This window comes from Mycobacterium sp. SMC-18 (assembly GCF_045310895.1).
In the GTDB taxonomy this organism is placed as follows: Bacteria; Actinomycetota; Actinomycetes; order Mycobacteriales; family Mycobacteriaceae; genus Mycobacterium.
Genome location: NZ_JBJIAL010000019.1, coordinates 19824 through 36729 on the forward strand (window position 1 = coordinate 19824; position 16906 = coordinate 36729).

Consider the following 16906-nt stretch of genomic DNA (forward strand, 5'->3'; position numbering starts at 1 on the left):
TTCGGCGCGGGCTGAGGCCTAGTCGGCGTCCATGTTGCCCGGGGCCGTCTTCGAGACCTGAACCAGGAACTCGTAGTTGGTCTTGGTCTTGCGCAGCTGGCTCATCAGCAGGTCGATGGCCTGGTGCGGGTCCAGACCCGACAGCACCCGACGCAGCTTGTGCACGATCGCGAACTCGTCCGGGCCGAGCAGCAGCTCGTCCTTGCGGGTACCGGACGGGTTGACGTCGACGGCCGGGAACACGCGGCGCTCGGCGATCTTGCGGTCCAGCTTGAGCTCGGCGTTACCCGTGCCCTTGAACTCCTCGAAGATGACGGTGTCACCGGTGGAGCCGGTCTCGACCATCGCGGTCGCGATGATGGTCAGCGAGCCGCCGTTCTCGATGTTGCGCGCAGCACCGAGGAAGCGCTTCGGCGGGTACAGCGCGGTGGAGTCGACACCACCGGACAGGATGCGGCCCGACGCCGGCGACGCGTTGTTGTACGCGCGGCCCAGGCGGGTGATCGAGTCCAGCAGCACGACGACGTCCTTGCCCTGCTCGACCAGGCGCTTGGCCCGCTCGATGGCCAGCTCGGCGGCCTGGGTGTGGTCTGACGGCGGCCGGTCGAAGGTCGAGGCGATGACCTCACCCTTCACCGAGCGCTGCATGTCGGTGACCTCTTCCGGACGCTCGTCGACGAGCACCACCATGAGGTGGCATTCCGGGTTGTTCTTGGTGATCGCGTTGGCGATGTCCTGCATGATCGTCGTCTTACCGGCCTTGGGCGGGGACACGATCAGCGCACGCTGGCCCTTACCGATCGGCATGATCAGGTCGATCACACGCGTGGTCAGTCGCTCCGGAGTGGTCTCCAGGCGCAGTCGCTGGTTCGGGTACAGCGGGGTCAGCTTGGTGAAGTCGGGCCGGTTGCGCGCGGCTTCGACCGGACCACCGTTGACGCTGTCCAGACGCACCAGCGGGTTGAACTTCTGGCGCGGGTTGTTGCCGCCACCGGTGTTCTCGCCCTCGCGCGGGACCCGCACGGCACCGGTCACCGCGTCGCCGCGGCGCAGTCCGTTCTTGCGGACCATGTTCATCGAGACGTAGACGTCGTTCGGTCCGGCCAGGTAGCCCGAGGTGCGGACGAACGCGTAGTTGTCCAGCACGTCGAGGATGCCGGCGACCGGCTGCAGGACGTCGTCCTCGCGCAGTTCGGTCTCGGCGTTGCCGCCCTGGTTGTCGCCGCGCTCGCCACGCCGGCGACGGTCGCGGTCCCGGAACCGACGGCCACGACGGCCCTGGCGGCTGTCGTCGTCGTCATTGTTGTTGGCGTTGTCACCCTGGTCGCGGTTACCGCCCTGATCGCGGTTGCCGCCCTGGTCGCGGTTGCCACCCTGGTTGCGGTTGCCGCCGCCCTGGTTGTCGCCACCGCGGTCGCGGTTGCCACCCTGGTCGCGGTTGCCGCCCTGGTTACCTTCGGCCTTGTTGCCGCCCTGGTTGCTGTTGTCGGCGTTCCGCTCGCGGTTGCGCTCCTCGCGCGGGGCCTCGGCGTTGTCCGTGCTCTCGCCCTTGTCGGCCTTTTCGGCGGGCTTGTCACCGGCGTCGGCGGCGTCACCGTCGGCGGGCGCACCGGCCCGGCGTGACGCGCCGCGGCGCTCGCGGCGCGGGGCCTGCTCGGCGGCGGGGGCGGCAGCGTCGCTGTCGGTGTTCGCGGCCGGGGCCTGGGCTTCCTTGGCCTCGGTAGGGGCGTCGGTGCCGTTCACGGCCTCGGCGGCCTTGGTCTCGTTCTTGGCTTCGGCCTTGGCGGCCTTGGCTTCGCTCTTGGCGCCGTTGGCCTCGCCACGGTGTTCCCGGATGGCGGCGATCAGTTCGCTCTTGCGCATGCCGGAGGTGCCCTTGACGCCGGCCTCGGCGGCGAGCGCGCGCAGGTCGGGGAGCAGAAGACTGGTCAGCGATCCGGAGCGTCCGGCCGCCGGCGCTTCAGTTGCCGGGGCATCAGTGTTGCCGTCGGCGGTGAAGAGGTCCGTATCAGTCACGGATTTCCTTTCTGTGCCCTCGCGCAGCTGATCAGGCGAGGGTTTGGTTCGCAGTCGGACGGCTTCCCCGAACCGCATTCGTCAAATGCCGGGTCGGCTGAGGCACTGCAACAGCCAGGCACCAGGATTTGTCGCCGTGCGGCGAACCATCAGTCCACGAGTTGAACATCAAAGAGAAGAGTGGTCGTCCTACCGTAGGCGCAGGTACTAGAGCCTGCGATTGCTGGACGCTGCGAGAATATCGCTCATCCGACAATGAAGCAAGAATTGCCACTCGGCGTGTGCTCTCCGCTAAACGCCGGCACCGACGGTCCAGCGAACCCCTTGGCCCACCGCCATCTTCTCGACGGCGAAACCGTTGGCCGCACCGAATTCGAGGACTTCGGCCGGTAGTTCGGGCTCGGTACTGAATGCGATAACCGCAGGTCCAGCACCAGAAAGCACTGCTGCCACCCCAGAACGCCGGAGCATCGCCAGATATTCCGCCGAGGCCGGCATCGCCGCCGCGCGCTGCGGCTGGTGCATCACGTCTTCGGTGGCCGCCATCAGCAAATCCGGACGCTGCGTGAGCGCCACCACCAGGAGCGCGGCCCGGCTGACGTTGAACGTGGCGTCCTTGTGCGCGATCTGCTCGGGAAGCACCGCCCGGGTCTCGGCGGTCGACGACCGCACCTGCGGAATCGCCGGGAACAGGTGGATGTCGGGATGCAGCGTCAGCGGCGCGGCCGCGTACACCGGGCCGGGCTCGGTCCAGGACACCACCGCACCGCCCAGCACGGCGGCCGAAGCGTTGTCCGGATGCCCCTCGAACTCCGACGACAGCTGGACCAGCTGATCGAGCGTCAGCGGCTGCGAACCAGATTGGGCGATAAGGCCATTGGCCACCGCCAAACCGCCCACCACTGCGGCGGCCGATGAGCCGAGGCCGCGCGAATGTGGAATGACGTTGCGGCACTTGATGTTCAGCCCGGAAGCCGAAACGCCGCCGGCCTCGAGGCCACGCCGGATCGCCCGCACCACCAGATGGGACTCGTCTTCCGGAACCTGCCCGGCCCCCTCCCCCGTCACCTCGATGACGAGGCCGGATTCGGTTGTCTCAGCCTGAATTTCGTCGTACAGGCTCAACGCCAGGCCCAGGCTGTCGAAGCCGGGGCCGAGATTGGCGCTCGAGGCGGGGACGACGGCGGTGGCGAGCAGGCCGGCGGGCAGGTTTTCGGTCACTGCGTCAGACCAGTCCGAGCTGTTCGACCACGGCGGTCGGGTCGACCGGGATGGCCCTGACCTCGGGCATGCCCTTGAGGGCGTTGTCGGGATCCTTGAGGCCGTTGCCGGTGACGGTGCAGACCACGGTCGAGCCGGGCTTGACCCAGCCGTCCTCGATGGACTTGAGCAGACCGGCGATGCTGGCGGCCGAGGCCGGCTCGACGAACACGCCTTCGGCCTTGGCGACCAGGTGGTACGCGGCCAGGATCTCCTCGTCGGTGGCAGCCAGGAAGCGACCGTCCGACTGCTCCCGTGCCGCCACGGCGCCGTCCCACGAAGCCGGCGAACCGATTCGGATCGCGGTGGCGATGGTCTCGGGGTTCTTGACGGGCTCGCCGAGCACCAGCGGCGCCGCACCGGCTGCCTGCGTGCCGAGCATGCGGGGCAGCCGGTCGGACACGCCGTCGCGGTGGTACTCGCTGTAGCCGCGCCAGTAGGCGGTGATGTTGCCGGCGTTGCCGACGGGCAGCGAGTGCACATCAGGGGCGGTGCCGAGGGCGTCGACGATCTCGAACGCGGCGGTCTTCTGACCCTCGATGCGGACCGGGTTGACGGAGTTGACCAGGGCGATGGTCGGGTAGTCGGCGGTCAGCTTGCGGGCCAGCTCCAGACAGTCGTCGAAGTTGCCGTCCACCTGAATGATCTTGGCGCCGTGCATGACTGCCTGCGCCAGCTTGCCCATCGCGATCTTGCCCTGCGGGATCAGCACCGCGCAGGTGATACCGGCACGCGCCGCGTAGGCGGCCGCCGACGCCGAGGTGTTACCGGTGGACGCGCACAGCACGGCCTTCTGGCCGCGGGCGACGGCGTCACTCACGGCCATGGTCATGCCACGGTCCTTGAACGAACCGGTCGGGTTGAGCCCCTCGACCTTCAAATGCACTGTGCAGCCGGTCTGTTCACTGAGCCGCTTGGCGTGGATGAGCGGGGTGCCACCCTCGAGCAGGGTGACCGGCGTCCAGTTCTCGGTGCCGGGCAGACGATCCCGGTAGGCCTCGATCAGGCCGGGCCACGGCTTGTGCACGCTCATTACTTACTGGTTCCTTCCATGCGCAGCACACTGTTGATGCTCTGCACTGCTTCGTGATCGGCAAGGGCCGCAACGGTTTCCGAAAGCGCTTCATCGGTGGCCCGGTGGGTGACGACGACGATGCGGGCGCCGCTGCGCTGGCCCGACTCGTCCTCCATGCCCTCCTGGCGAACCTCGGCGATGCTGACCTCGCGCTTGCCGAACTCGGCTGCGACAGAAGACAACACACCGGGCTTGTCTGCCACGTTCATGCTGACGTAGTAGCGGGTCTCGATGGCGCCGATCGAGGCGATCGGCAGCTTGGCGTACTTCGACTCCCGCGGGCCACGGCCACCCTGCACGCGGTTGCGCGCGGCCATGACGACGTCACCCATGACGGCGGACGCGGTCGGCGCCCCACCGGCGCCGCGGCCGTAGAACATCAGCTCGCCGGCAGCCTCGGCCTCCACGAAGACCGCGTTGAATGCGCCGTTGACGGAGGCCAGGGGGTGGTCCAGCGGCACCAGCGCCGGGTAGACGCGGGCCGAAACCCGTTGCTTGCCTTTACCGGTGGTCAGCCGCTCGCAGATGGCGAGCAACTTGATGGTGCAGCCCAGCGCCTTGGCGGACTCGAAGTCGGCGGCACTGACCTTCGTCATGCCCTCGCGGTAGACGTCGTCGGCGGTGACCCGGGTGTGGAACGCGATGGACGCCAGGATGGCGGCCTTGGCAGCGGCGTCGTAGCCCTCGACGTCGGCGGTGGGGTCGGCCTCGGCGTAGCCCAGCACGCCGGCTTCGGCGAGTGCGTCGGCGTAGTCGGCGCCGGTCTCGCTCATCGCCGACAGGATGTAGTTGGTGGTGCCGTTGACGATGCCCGCGACCCGCAGCACGACGTCACCCGCCAGTGACTGCGTCAGCGGACGGATCACCGGGATCGCACCGGCCACGGCAGCCTCGAAATACAGGTCTACACGCGCCTTTTCGGCGGCCTGGGCGAGTTCGCCGGTGGACTGCGCCATCAGCGCCTTGTTGGCGGTGACCACGGACTTGCCCTGCTCAAGCGCGGCCATGATGGCCTTGCGGGCCGGCTCGACGGGGCCCATGAGCTCGATGACGATGTCGACGTCGTCGCGCGAGACCAGGGCCTCGATGTCGTCGGTGAGCATGTCGACAGGCACGCCGCGGCCCTTGGCGACCTTGCGGACACCGACACCGCGCAGCTCCAGGGGCGCACCGATGCGAGCGGCCAAGTCGTCAGCGCTGTTCTCGATGATCCGGACCACCTCGGTCCCGACGTTCCCGAGTCCGAGAACTGCTACGCCGATTGGCTTTTCACTCATTGACCACTCACCTCCAGGCTCAACAGGTCTTCGACGGTCTCCCGACGCAAGATCAGGCGCGCGTTGCCGTCCTTCACCGCGACGACGGCGGGACGGGTCAGCAGGTTGTACCGGCTGGACATCGAATAGCAGTAGGCGCCGGTGGCGGCGACCGCGATCAGGTCGCCAGGACCCACGTCACTGGCCACCCAGGTGTCCCGGACGATGATGTCGCCGGTCTCGCAGTGCTTTCCGACGATCCGGGCCAGCGTCGCGGGGGCGTCGCTGGCGCGCGACACCAGCCGGGCGTCGTACTGGGCGTCGTACAGCGACGGCCGGATGTTGTCGCTCATGCCGCCGTCGACGCTGACGTAGCGCCGGTACTTGTCGGCCGAAACGGCAACGTCTTTCACGGTGCCGACCTCGTACAGCGTGATGGTGCCAGGGCCCGCGATCGCGCGGCCGGGTTCCACGACGAGCTTGGGCGTGGGCAGGCCGACGGCCTCGGACTCAGCCTTGACGATGGCCTTGAGCTTGTCGGCCAGTTCCTTCATCGGCGGCGGGTCGTCGCTGGGCAGGTACGAGATGCCCAGTCCCCCACCGAGATCCATGACAGACATCTGCGCCGTCTTCTCGACACCGAATTCGGCGACGACGTCGCGCAGCAGGCCGATGACGCGGTGGGCGGCGATCTCGAACCCGGCGACATCGAAGATCTGCGAGCCGACGTGGCAGTGCAGGCCGACAAGCCGCAGGTTGTCGGTGGCGAAGACCTTGCGCACCGCGTCCATCGCCGCGCCGCTGGCCAGCGAGAGACCGAACTTCTGGTCCTCGTGGGCGGTGGAGATGAACTCGTGGGTGTGCGCCTCGACGCCCGGGGTCACACGGACCAGGACGTCCTGCACCACACCGGCCGCGCCGGCGATGGCCTCCAGGCGTTCGATCTCGATCTCGGAGTCCAGCACGATGTGCCCGACGCCGGCCGCGACCGCGGCCTTCAGCTCAGAGACCGATTTGTTGTTGCCGTGCACCGTGATTCGCTCGGCCGGGAAGTCGGCGTGCAGGGCCACGGCCAGTTCGCCGCCGGTGGCGACGTCGAGGCACAGGCCCTCCTGCGCGACCCAGCGCGCGATCTCGGCACACAGGAAGGCTTTTCCGGCGTAGTGCACGTGCTCGCCGCCACCGAAGGCGTCGGCGATCTCGCGGCACCGCGAGCGGAAGTCGTCCTCGTCGATGACGAACAGCGGCGTGCCGAACTGCTCGGCCAGTGCACTGACCGTCACACCGGCGATGCTGACCTGACCGTCGGTACCCCGAACCAGGTTGCGCGGCCAGACATTCGGCGCCAGCAGGTTGACCTCGTCGGGGGTCTGCGGCTTCTCCGGCACCACGTTGCCGGTCGGTTGCCCGCTCACATCCGCTCCGGAGCGCTCACGCCGAGGATCTGCAGACCGTTGGCGATGACCTGGCGGGTGGCCGCGCACAGCGCCAGGCGCGCCCGGTGCAGGTCGCTGTGCTCTTCGTCGCCCATCGGGAGCACGCGGCAGGAGTCGTAGAACCGGTGGTAGTCACCGGCCAGGTCTTCCAGGTAGCGGCACACACGGTGCGGTTCCCGGAGGGCCGCAGCGGTTTTGAGGACCCGCGGGAACTCGCCGATGGTGCGCATCAGCGTGGCTTCGCGATCGTGGCTGAGCAGGTCGAGGTGACCGAGGTCGGACTGCAGGCCGAGGTCGGCCGCGTTGCGCGCCAGGGCCGACAGCCGCGCGTGCGCGTATTGCACGTAGTAGACCGGGTTTTCGTTGGACGCGCTGGCCCACAACCCCAGGTCGATGTCGATGGGGCTGTTCACCGACGACCGGATCAGTACGTAGCGCGCCGCGTCCACGCCGATGGCGTCGACCAGGTCCTCGAGGGTGATCACGGTGCCGGCGCGCTTGCTCATGCGCATCGGCTGGCCGTCCTTGAGCAGGTTGACCATCTGGCCGATCAGCACCTCGACGGTGGCCGGGTCCTCGCCGAGCGCGGCGGCGACGGCCTTGAGACGGCCGATGTAGCCGTGGTGGTCGGCGCCGAGCATGTAGATGCACAGGTCGAAACCGCGCTGGCGCTTGTCCAGGTAGTACGCGATGTCACCGGCGACGTATGCCGGGTTGCCGTCGCTCTTGATGACGACGCGGTCCTTGTCGTCACCGAAGTCGGTGGTGCGCAACCAGATTGCGCCGTCCTGCTCGTAGATCGAGCCGTTGTCACGCAGCTTGTCGATGGCCTGTTGCACCCGGCCCGAGGTGTGCATCGAGTCTTCGTGGGTGTAGACGTCGAAGTCGGTGCCGAAGTCGTGCAGCGACTGCTTGATCTGGCCGAACATCAGGTCCACGCCGAGCTCGCGGAAGACTTCCTGACACTCGTCGGCGGGCAGGCTCAGCGCGTCGGGCCGCTTGGCCACGACGTCGGCGGCGATGTCCTTGATGTAGTCGCCGCCGTAGCCGTCCTCCGGGGCCGGCTCGCCCTTGGCCGCCGCGACCAGCGAGCGGGCGAAGCGGTCGATCTGCCCGCCGTGGTCGTTGAAGTAGTACTCGCGGACGACGGTGGCGTCCTGCGTGGCCAGCAGGCGGCCCAACGCGTCACCGACGGCGGCCCAGCGGGTGCCGCCGATGTGGATGGGTCCGGTCGGGTTCGCCGAGACGAACTCCAGGTTGATGTGGCGGCCCTTGAGCTCCTCGGAGGTGCCGTAGCGGTCGCCGGCGCCCAACACGTTGAGAATGACGACACTCTGCGCGGACGCCTCGATGCGCAGGTTCACGAAGCCGGGACCGGCAACGGTGGCGTCGGCGATACCGTCGGCGTCGTTCAGCCGCTCTGCGAGCCATTCGGCCAGGTCACGTGGGTTGACGCCGACCTTCTTGCCCAGCTGCAGCGCCAGGTTGGTCGCGTAATCACCGTGCTCGGGGTTGCGCGGACGCTCGATGGCCACTGTTTCGGGCAGCGCGGCGATGTCCAGGTCGTGTTCGACCAGGACCACGGCGGCGGTGTTCTTGAGCAGTTCAGCCAGATCGGCGGGGGTCACGGGGGTCCATCCTATGGGCTGAGCTGCTCAGGCTTGTCATCGGTCACCTGCTGGTCGGTAGGCAGTCCGCACCGATTCGGGAGGCGGGCCACCGATGCGCTAGTCTGTGATCGCCCAACGGCGCCGCTGGCTCGCCAGCATCAAGCGCCCCCGTAGCTCAGGGGATAGAGCGTCTGCCTCCGGAGCAGAAGGCCGCAGGTTCGAATCCTGCCGGGGGCACCCAATCAAACATTTACGTGCGGTTCCGCACGTCTTGCCGGCCCAAGCACCCCCGACCGCAATCAGAGTGCTCAGCGACGGCCGCTACCCGAGTTGTACCCCGGAGACGCCACGTCCGACTCGGAGAGCTCGAACGGCGGCGGCGCCATGACTTCAGGCGTGAACAGGTTGCCCCCGGTCGGCGTCCCCTCCGCAGGCGGTGCACTCTCCGCGGGTGGGGTACTGATGATCTCGCTGGTGCCGACGGGGGTGTCGGAAACATCCTCAGATGCATCGCCCGCGGGACCGCGCGGCACCCAGACCAACAGGTCCTGCATACCGTCGTTGTAGACGACGCTGTTGGGCACGTCGCCGACGACGTCGAAGTAGAGCTTGCCGGTCGACGTCCCGCCGGGCGGTGCCGACGGCAGACCGCCACCGATCACGCGGTAGTTCGCCCCGCTCTCGGCCCGGGCGTTGAAGAACGCGGTGATCGGGTTGGCCCAGCCGCCCACCCCTTCGACGGTCACGGTCGCCGAGTAGAGCTGGCCGTTGTGCGGCACGGGGTCCGAACTCGGCTTCAGGCCCTTGACCGTGTAGCCGATCTCGTTCAGCGTCTCCTGCTGTCCGAACGGCTTGATGTTGTTGGCCGCCGAAGCAGAGCCTGCCGTCATGCCGGCCATACCGAACACGATCGCGGCGATCCCCACGGGCGCCACAAGTTTGATCTTCACCGTTACTCCCGTCCCACACCGAGGCAGTGTCCAACGCGGAGGTTACCCGCCGAACCGCTGGTCAAACGCAACTTCGCGCAGATCATTCGGACGTTCAGTGCCCGGCTGCCGGGACACCGGCATCCGCTGTGTGCCCGAGCGGGATAGGAACAAGCCGAATCTCGAGATCGGAAGGATGTCATGGGCAAGCAATTCGGGTGGGGACGCTTCTTGGCGGTGGCGCTACCGGTATCGATTCTGACGTTCATCCTCGACGTCGTCTTCCACAAGACCGCAGGACCGGCACTCTTCGGCAACAGCTACCCGGCGGCCGACTACCCGCAGCGCCCGCTCGCCGAAATCATGGACCTGTTCCCGTTTCTCGGGTTCACGTACGTCCTGCAGCTGACGATGCTGTGCTTCCTGTTCCTGCGGCTGTACCCGGGCCGTGGGCTGGGCAAGGCCGCCTGGTGGGGCATCTGGGGCGGCCTGTTCGTCGTCATCCCCAACATGCAGTTCTTCGTCGCCGTCGCCCACACCACGTGGACGATGCTCATCATCCAGATGATCGAAGCCATCGCACTGTGTGTCCTGGCGGCGTGCCTCTTCGAAATCGCCTACCGCCCAAAGGGCTACAGCCAGGATAACGCGGCGACCACGAGCGCCTCGGTGCCGGTGTCGAGCGTCGGCTGAATCACCGGGCCGAACGTCGGCGAGTGGTTCACCGGGATGTCCTGACTGATCCGGCCGGCTTCGGCAGCACGGCTGAATTCGGCGGCATCGATGCCGCCGAACATCCAATAGGTGTACGGCACGCCGAGCGCGCGCGGGATGTCGCTGAAATCCTCACTCGCGGAGGCCTGCGGGATGGCCAGCACGCGGTCGCCGAACTGTTCGACGAACGCGTCGTGCACCCGGGCGGTGGCGGCTTCGTCGTTGTCGGTGACCGGAAACTGGTCGTAGAACTCGAATTCCGGCTCCTTCGGTGAATCCGACGCCTGGCACTCGGCGATGACGATGCGCTTGATGGCCGCGATGACGGCGGTGCGCACCGCCTCGTCGTAGGTGCGCAGATTCAGTTCCAGCACGGCGTGGTCACCGATGATGTTGCTCTTGGTGCCCGAATTGATGCTGCCGACGGTGAGTACGACGGTCTCGGTCGGCGCGACCTCGCGCGACACGATGGTCTGGAGCCGGATCACGATCATCGCGGCCAGCACAACGGGATCGATGGTGGCGTTGGGCATGGACCCGTGGCCGCCGCGGCCGTAGACCGTCACGCGGATGCTGTCGGCCGCGGCCATCACCGGCCCGCTGCGGGTGCCGACGTATCCGGCCGGAGCCGGAGCGACGTGCTGACCCAGCGCCACATCGACATTGCCGACGACGTCCGCCAGCCCGTCGGCGACCATGCCGGCGGCACCGCCGCCGACCTCTTCGGCCGGCTGGAACAACGCAATCGCGGTGCCCTGCCAGTGATCTCGCCCGTCGGCCAGCAGCGCGGCCGCACCGAGCAGGCAGGTGACGTGGGTGTCGTGGCCGCACGCGTGCATGACGGGCACGTCCTTGCCGGCGGCGTCGGCGCCGCGCACCGTGCTGGCGTAGGGCAGCCCGGTGGCCTCGGCGACGGGGAGCGCGTCCATGTCGGCGCGCATGAGGACAGACGCACCGTCACCGTTGCGCAGAATGCCCACCACGCCGGTGCCGCCGATTCCGTCTGTCACTTCATAGCCGAGCTCGTTCAGCTTGTCCGACACCAGCTTTGCGGTGCGATGTTCCTGATGTGACAGTTCCGGGTGCTCGTGCAGGTCCCGGTACAGGTTTTCCTGCCACACCCGCACCTCGGGCAAGCCGGCCAGCACGTCCGTCGCACGACTCATAGCGCTGCCTCTCCGGTGAAGTCCTTGACCACGTCGGCCACCCGGCGCAGCTGGTCGATGTCCGAACTGGTGGGGATTAGATGCACCTCGTCGGTGCCGATGTCATCGAATTTCTGCAGCACGTCGAGCAATTCGTCCTCCGTGCCGGCCCAGCCCGTGGTGGGCGCCATCGCGTCGACGTACTCCTCGGGAATCCAGTTCATGTACCGGCGCAGGTGCCGGTGCACCTGGTTGCGCGCTTCGTCCTTCTCCCCGAGGGCGAACCAGAACGACGTGGCCAAGTGCGGCTTGGGTTTTCCCGCCTCGGCCCACGCCTCCCGGGCGACGTCGAACAGTTCGCTCTCACGCTCCACGTTGAGGTCCAGCGTGGTACCGGCCACGCCGTCCGCCCAATTGGCCGCGCTGCGTATGGTTTTCGGACCGATGGTGCCGACCAGCAATCGGGGGCCACCCGGTTGGACGGCCTCGGGGCCGACGGGCAGCACGGATTCGGTGAGCTTCTCCCCCGCCCAGACGCGCTTCATCAGCGCGACCCGCTCGGCCATGCCGCGCATGGTCTGGGTCTTCGGGTCGGCACCGACGGCGTTGTAGTCCTCGTGCCGTCCCCCGACGCCGAGGCCGACCGTCAGCCGTCCACCGCTGAGCATGTCGCCCGTGGCAAGCGCTTTCGCCAGCATCACCGGATCATGCAGTTGCGGGACGATCACCGTGGTGACGAGCCGCACGCGGTCGGTCCAGGCCGCCAGGGCGCCGAGCAGTGTCAGGGAATCGGGATTGTCGAACGCGATGCGCTCACCCCAGCACAGGGACGAGAAGGGCCCGCCGTCGATCACTCTTGCCCACGCCGTCAGCGTTGCCGCATCGAGGTTGGGCTCCATCACTGGCATCGTCATCCCGATCTGCACACAGCCGATTCTGGCATGCGCGTCCAGCGCGAGGGTTCGGGTCGGCCGGCCGGACTCCGGCCATGAGCGGGCCGGCAAGGCCCGGTACAGGGCGAACCAGTGGGGGTTTACCCCCAGAGATGTCGCGGGAAAACGCCGTGTCCTCGGGCTCCGCCGCTGCCTAAGTTGGAGGCATGGTCGCAACAGCTACAGACCCCGCGTCGGCCGAGCCGACACATCCGACGACGACGCCGCCAGTGCCGCGCGCATCAGACCTCGGTGTCGTCCCGACGTCGTCGATGATCGTCGGCGCGTTCGCCGGCATGATCTGGTTCTGGATACCGCTGTCCCTGCTCATCCTCGCCGTCACCTCGATCCCCTCGGTGATCGGGACGGTGTTCGGCGGGGTGGTGTTCGTCTACGCCGTCCGCGCCACCGACCGGGTCGAGCGGCTGCGCAGCGAGGCGGTGTTCGGCTTCGGCATCGCCGTCCCCTACCGAAAGCTGACGCCCTACAGCGGCTTTCAAGGTTGGGCCCACCAACTGTGGCTGGACGTGAGCAGCGGCCGGTTCTGGAAGGTGTTGGCGCACAGCTACCTGCGCATGGTCTTCGACATCTTCGCGGTCGGGCTGGCCTTCTCCCTGCTGGCTTTCGCGCTGCTCGGTCCTGCCGCGGCGACCGCGATCCACAACAGCGATCCCACTGCCGGACTGAGCTTCATCTCCCCGCCGCTGTCCTGGCTGCTGGCCATCATCGCGCTGGCCGCCGCCGCAGGCATCCTGGTGTTCGGTCCCCGGGTGGACGCCGCCGTCGACCGGTGGCTACTGCCGGCATCGCCCACGGCGGCGCTGCAGCATGAGGTCAGTGCCCTGCACCAGGCCCGTCGCGGCGCCGTGTCGTCGGCGTCCACCGAACGGCACCGCATCGAACGCGACCTGCACGACAGTGTGCAGCCCCGGCTGGTGTCGTTGGCCATGACGATCGGGCTCGCCCAGACCAAGCTCGACTCGGATCTGCCCGAGGCCCGCAAGCTGATCGCCGAGGCACACGACGACGCCAAGGCCGCGCTCCTCGAACTGCGAAATGTGGTGCGCGGCATCGCGCCGACGATCCTGGCCGACCGCGGCCTGGACGCCGCACTGTCGGCGGTGGTGCAGCGCACCGAAACCGCCGGCGTGCCGGTGACGCTGGAACTGCAACTGCCGAAACGTTTTTCCGACGAGGTGGAGTCGTGCGCGTACTTCGTCGTCGCCGAGTCGTTGACCAACATCGCCAAGCACGCCCAGGCCACCCACGCCGTGGTCACGGTGCGCTACCACGAGCCCACCGACCAGCTCCACATCTCGGTGTTCGACGACGGTATCGGCGGGGCCCAGACGACCGGCGACGACACGACGGGCCTGCGCGGACTCGGTGAGCGGGTGCGCGCGGCGCGGGGCACCTTCGCCGTCTCGAGCCCCGAAACCGGAACGACGACCGTGACGGCGGTACTGCCATGCGCATTGTGATCGCCGAGGATTCGGCCCTGCTGCGCGCGGGTATCGAGCGCATCCTGATCGACGCCGGCCACGACGTGCTCGCTGGGGTGCCCGATGCCACCGAGCTGCTGCGGGCCGTCAACGAGCACAACCCCGACCTCGTCATCGTCGATGTCCGGATGCCGCCGACCTTCACCGACGAAGGCATCCGCGCCGCCGCGCTGCTGCGCAGCCAGAATCCCGAGTCACCGGTGCTGGTGCTGTCGCACTATGTCGAGGAACGGTACGCGGCTGACCTGATCGCCTCGGATACCAGGGGTTTCGGCTACCTGCTCAAGGACCGCGTCGCCGACGTCCCGGCATTCCTGGACGCCGTCACCACGGTGGGGACGGGTGGCACCGTCCTGGACCCGGAGGTGGTGTCCCAAATCCTGGTGCGCACCCACCGCCGCTCCACCCTGGCCGTGCTCACCCCGCGCGAGCAGGAAGTCATGCAGCTGATGGCAGAAGGCAAGACCAACTCGGCCATCGCAGGGCTGCTGCACATCTCGATCGGCTCCGCCGAGAAACACATCGCATCGATCTTCACCAAGCTGGACCTGACGCCCGACGACAGCGAGAACCGGCGGGTCCTCGCCGTCTTGCGCTATCTCGAATCCTGAAGAGAGAAAAGGACTTTCCCATGACTTCGAATCTGGATACCGCACCGCCGGCCGACACCGCCACGCCGCCCGCGCTGACCCCGGGCGGCCGGTCGGCGATGCGCTCGCTGCTGGTGGTGACCGCCCTCGTCGTGACGCTGTCGGCGGCCGCCGGGATCGGCGGATTGGCCTGGGGCATCAGCTCGGTGCGCGTCGCGGCCGAAACCGAGACCCTGCCGGCCGATTTCAGCTCCCTGACGATCGACACCGGCGATCTGCCGACTGCCATCAGGATCGCCAGCGACCGCAATGCCCATGAGCCACGGGTCCGGATGCGGCTGCTCAATACCGCAAAAGACGATCACCAGGCCCTGAAGGTCACCCGCAACGGTGGCGCTGTGAGCCTCACGGTGACCGGCACACCGTCGCCGCTGTTCGACTTCGGGCCGCCCGGGGAGATCATGGTGACGCTGCCTCCCGATGTCGCACACCGGCTTTCGGTCACCACCAAGCAGCAGGTCGGCGTGATGCTGAGTCTGACCGATCTGGATCAGCTGACCGTCCACAACACCGACGGCGCGGTGATCCTCGGTGGCAACGCCCGCCGGATCGAGATCCACACCCAGAGCGGCGATGTGCAGACGCGTGAGCCGATCGTCGTCACCGACGCGTTCATCGCCGACTCGACCGATGGCCACATCGCGGTGGACTTCAAAGAGGTCGCTCCGCGCACCGTGGAGGTCACCAACCGGGACTCCGACATCGACATCACCGTGCCGACCGGTGGGCCGTACCTGGTGCGGGCACAGGCGGGCGACCACGCGCAGGTGCGCGTGCCGCAGACCGAGGATCCGGCCCGCGCCGTCGCTCAGATCACCGCACGGACCGATGATGGCAGCATCACCGTCACTACGCGCCGGTGAACGGCCCCACCCGCAAGGTCGGGTAAGCCGTACTGGCGCAAGCGGTATCAGCATGGCCGATGATGATGGGCTCGGTGTCACCCGGCAGGTTGACCTGCAATCCGCTGACCGGCACGGCATTACAGTCGGCCGGGAAGTTGCCCGCGTTGACGATGCCGAGGTTCGCCGCGGTGGACTGGCCGGGTTCGATCACCACGACACCGATGACGGTCTCCGCATCCTGACTGGCGGCCACGCCGACCACATGGTTGTCGGAGCCGGCAATGAACGACACCGCCGGATAACCCGACATGCTGCACGGGGCGTCCCCGGAGTTCTTCAGGATCACCGGATAGAACGTCGTCCCGGCGGCACCGTCGGGCGGGCCGAGGCTCGGTGTCAGTTGCGCAGTGGCACAGCGCGGTACCTGGACGGGGTCGGCATGAGCGACCGTGATCGGCCAGGCGCAGGCCACCGCCAACGGGATCGCGACAACGGTTCGCATGCCTGCTCCTTTCCCGATGCTCACGCGAGCCCGGCCATGATGTCGGCGACCGAACCCGACCGGATTTTCCGGAATCCGGTGCCCGCCCAGACGTTTGTCCCGTCCGGGTCGCCGGCTGCCACCGCCGCCTTGCGCAGCGGGCTGGTGAGGTAATGCACCTCGGGATAGCCCAGCGGCGCCTGCTCGTCGTGTTCGTCGATGAACCGGTTGCGCAGCCCGCGGGCGTACCGTCCCGAGAAGGCTTTGGTGACAACGGTTTCGGTGAACCGTGGATCGACGAGTGCGGCGCGGTGCACCGGGCTGGAGCCAGACTCCTCGGCGAGCAGAAATGCCGTGCCGAGTTGTGCGGCCACGGCACCGGCGGCGATCACGGCGGCGACGTCGTCGCCGGTCATCAGGCCGCCCGCGGCGACGACGGGCAGTTCGGTGGTGGCGAGTACGTCGGCCAGCAGTTCGGTGAGTGGCTGCGTGGCGGGCGCGGCCAGCGGATCGTAGGTGCCGCGGTGGCCGCCGGCGCCGGGGCCCTGCACGGCGAGGGCGTCCACCCCAGTGGTTGCGGCCTGCGCGGCTTCGTCCGCGGTGGTGACCGTTGCGACGGTGGTGATACCGGCCTGCCGCAACCGCGCGCACTCGTCGGCGGTGGGCCCGCCGAAGGTGAAGGACACGACGTCGGGCCGCAGGTCGGCGACGACGTCGAGCTTGGCCGCCCAGTCGTCATCGTTGAATGTCGCATCGCCGAGCGCCGCCCCGTAGCGGGTGGCTTCGGCAGCGAGTTCGGTCGCGTACCGCTCGATCTCGCGGGGCTGTGCGGTACTGGGCTGCGAGGCAAAGAGATTCACGCCCAGCGGGCCGGTGGTCAGCGCGCGTGCGGCGGTGATGCGGTCGGCCAGCGTCTGCGCCGTCAGGTAGCCGGCTGCCACGAATCCCAGGCCACCGGCCGCCGACCCCGCAGCGGCCAGCTCGGGCGTCGATGGCCCACCGGCCATCGGCGCGACAATCACCGGAACTGCCAGCTCACGCAGGTCGAACGCCAT

At 68.1% G+C, this 16906-nt stretch carries 15 protein-coding genes and 1 tRNA gene; 5 read left to right on the top strand and 11 right to left on the bottom strand.

Annotated features, from left to right (window positions below):
* Nucleotides 1-18: 18 nt before the first annotated feature.
* The 6 genes from rho to argS form a co-directional block, all read right to left on the bottom strand.
* Nucleotides 19-2016 carry a transcription termination factor Rho gene (rho, locus tag ACJH6J_RS17695; RefSeq protein ID WP_212812506.1) on the bottom strand — a complete coding sequence of 666 codons (1998 nt, stop codon included), beginning with the start codon at nucleotides 2014-2016 and terminating at the stop codon, nucleotides 19-21.
* Between the two features lie 291 nt (nucleotides 2017-2307).
* Complete coding sequence (gene thrB, locus ACJH6J_RS17700; protein ID WP_212812507.1) at nucleotides 2308-3237, bottom strand: homoserine kinase; 930 nt, start codon at nucleotides 3235-3237, stop codon at nucleotides 2308-2310.
* Between the two features lie 4 nt (nucleotides 3238-3241).
* Nucleotides 3242-4309 (bottom strand): threonine synthase, encoded by a 1068-nt coding sequence (gene thrC / locus ACJH6J_RS17705; protein WP_212812508.1) that lies wholly within the window; start codon nucleotides 4307-4309, stop codon nucleotides 3242-3244.
* Nucleotides 4309-5628 (bottom strand): homoserine dehydrogenase, encoded by a 1320-nt coding sequence (locus tag ACJH6J_RS17710; protein WP_212812509.1) that lies wholly within the window; start codon nucleotides 5626-5628, stop codon nucleotides 4309-4311. The genes thrC and ACJH6J_RS17710 overlap by 1 nt, the downstream gene beginning before the upstream one ends.
* Entirely contained in the window at nucleotides 5625-6995 is a 1371-nt protein-coding gene (gene lysA / locus ACJH6J_RS17715) for a diaminopimelate decarboxylase (protein ID WP_406804310.1), read from the bottom strand. The genes ACJH6J_RS17710 and lysA overlap by 4 nt, the downstream gene beginning before the upstream one ends.
* Nucleotides 6996-7018: 23 nt before the next feature.
* Nucleotides 7019-8671, bottom strand: coding sequence for an arginine--tRNA ligase (argS, locus tag ACJH6J_RS17720; protein WP_212812511.1), 1653 nt, complete (start codon nucleotides 8669-8671; stop codon nucleotides 7019-7021).
* Nucleotides 8672-8817: 146 nt separating this feature from the next.
* Between argS and ACJH6J_RS17725 the strand changes: the two genes are divergently transcribed.
* Nucleotides 8818-8890, top strand: a tRNA-Arg gene (locus tag ACJH6J_RS17725).
* Between the two features lie 71 nt (nucleotides 8891-8961).
* Here ACJH6J_RS17725 and ACJH6J_RS17730 read toward each other — a convergent pair.
* Entirely contained in the window at nucleotides 8962-9603 is a 642-nt protein-coding gene (locus ACJH6J_RS17730; protein WP_346416894.1) for a DUF1942 domain-containing protein, read from the bottom strand.
* Nucleotides 9604-9783: 180 nt separating this feature from the next.
* On the opposite strand from ACJH6J_RS17730, the gene ACJH6J_RS17735 reads away from it, so the two are divergent.
* Complete coding sequence (locus ACJH6J_RS17735; RefSeq protein ID WP_346416895.1) at nucleotides 9784-10275, top strand: hypothetical protein; 492 nt, start codon at nucleotides 9784-9786, stop codon at nucleotides 10273-10275.
* On the opposite strand, the gene ACJH6J_RS17740 is transcribed toward ACJH6J_RS17735, so the two are convergent.
* The gene (locus tag ACJH6J_RS17740; protein ID WP_406804291.1) at nucleotides 10215-11462 is read right to left on the bottom strand and encodes an amidohydrolase; all 1248 of its coding nucleotides are present in this window, start codon (nucleotides 11460-11462) and stop codon (nucleotides 10215-10217) included. The two genes, ACJH6J_RS17735 and ACJH6J_RS17740, sit on opposite strands and share 61 nt — an antisense overlap.
* Nucleotides 11459-12355, bottom strand: a complete 897-nt coding sequence (locus ACJH6J_RS17745) for an LLM class flavin-dependent oxidoreductase (RefSeq protein ID WP_212812532.1) — start codon at nucleotides 12353-12355, stop codon at nucleotides 11459-11461. Before ACJH6J_RS17745 ends, ACJH6J_RS17740 begins: the two co-directional genes overlap by 4 nt.
* Nucleotides 12356-12540: 185 nt before the next feature.
* Between ACJH6J_RS17745 and ACJH6J_RS17750 the strand changes: the two genes are divergently transcribed.
* The 3 genes from ACJH6J_RS17750 to ACJH6J_RS17760 are packed head-to-tail and all read left to right on the top strand — an operon-like array spanning nucleotide 12541 to nucleotide 15388.
* Entirely contained in the window at nucleotides 12541-13854 is a 1314-nt protein-coding gene (locus tag ACJH6J_RS17750; protein WP_406804292.1) for a sensor histidine kinase, read from the top strand.
* A complete protein-coding gene (locus ACJH6J_RS17755) occupies nucleotides 13842-14486 on the top strand; it encodes a response regulator transcription factor (RefSeq protein ID WP_212812534.1) in 645 nt (214 codons plus the stop codon). The genes ACJH6J_RS17750 and ACJH6J_RS17755 overlap by 13 nt, the downstream gene beginning before the upstream one ends.
* Before the next feature lie 20 nt (nucleotides 14487-14506).
* A complete protein-coding gene (locus ACJH6J_RS17760; protein ID WP_346416897.1) occupies nucleotides 14507-15388 on the top strand; it encodes a DUF4097 family beta strand repeat-containing protein in 882 nt (293 codons plus the stop codon).
* On the opposite strand, the gene ACJH6J_RS17765 is transcribed toward ACJH6J_RS17760, so the two are convergent.
* Nucleotides 15375-15872, bottom strand: coding sequence for a DUF4232 domain-containing protein (locus ACJH6J_RS17765; protein WP_212812536.1), 498 nt, complete (start codon nucleotides 15870-15872; stop codon nucleotides 15375-15377). The two genes, ACJH6J_RS17760 and ACJH6J_RS17765, sit on opposite strands and share 14 nt — an antisense overlap.
* Nucleotides 15873-15892: 20 nt before the next feature.
* Nucleotides 15893-16906, bottom strand: coding sequence for a nitronate monooxygenase (locus ACJH6J_RS17770; RefSeq protein WP_346416898.1), 1014 nt, complete (start codon nucleotides 16904-16906; stop codon nucleotides 15893-15895).

What these genes read in the sequence shown, in the direction of transcription:
- thrC (WP_212812508.1), bottom strand. Translation starts at nt 4,309, where the DNA reads ATGAGCGTGCACAAGCCGTGGCCCGGCCTGATCGAGGCCTACCGGGAT.
- ACJH6J_RS17710 (WP_212812509.1), bottom strand. Translation starts at nt 5,628, where the DNA reads ATGAGTGAAAAGCCAATCGGCGTAGCAGTTCTCGGACTCGGGAACGTC.
- ACJH6J_RS17735 (WP_346416895.1), top strand. Translation starts at nt 9,784, where the DNA reads ATGGGCAAGCAATTCGGGTGGGGACGCTTCTTGGCGGTGGCGCTACCG.
- ACJH6J_RS17740 (WP_406804291.1), bottom strand. Translation starts at nt 11,462, where the DNA reads ATGAGTCGTGCGACGGACGTGCTGGCCGGCTTGCCCGAGGTGCGGGTG.
- ACJH6J_RS17745 (WP_212812532.1), bottom strand. Translation starts at nt 12,355, where the DNA reads ATGACGATGCCAGTGATGGAGCCCAACCTCGATGCGGCAACGCTGACG.
- ACJH6J_RS17750 (WP_406804292.1), top strand. Translation starts at nt 12,541, where the DNA reads ATGGTCGCAACAGCTACAGACCCCGCGTCGGCCGAGCCGACACATCCG.
- ACJH6J_RS17755 (WP_212812534.1), top strand. Translation starts at nt 13,842, where the DNA reads ATGCGCATTGTGATCGCCGAGGATTCGGCCCTGCTGCGCGCGGGTATC.
- ACJH6J_RS17760 (WP_346416897.1), top strand. Translation starts at nt 14,507, where the DNA reads ATGACTTCGAATCTGGATACCGCACCGCCGGCCGACACCGCCACGCCG.
- ACJH6J_RS17765 (WP_212812536.1), bottom strand. Translation starts at nt 15,872, where the DNA reads ATGCGAACCGTTGTCGCGATCCCGTTGGCGGTGGCCTGCGCCTGGCCG.
- ACJH6J_RS17770 (WP_346416898.1), bottom strand. Translation starts at nt 16,906, where the DNA reads ATGGCGTTCGACCTGCGTGAGCTGGCAGTTCCGGTGATTGTCGCGCCG.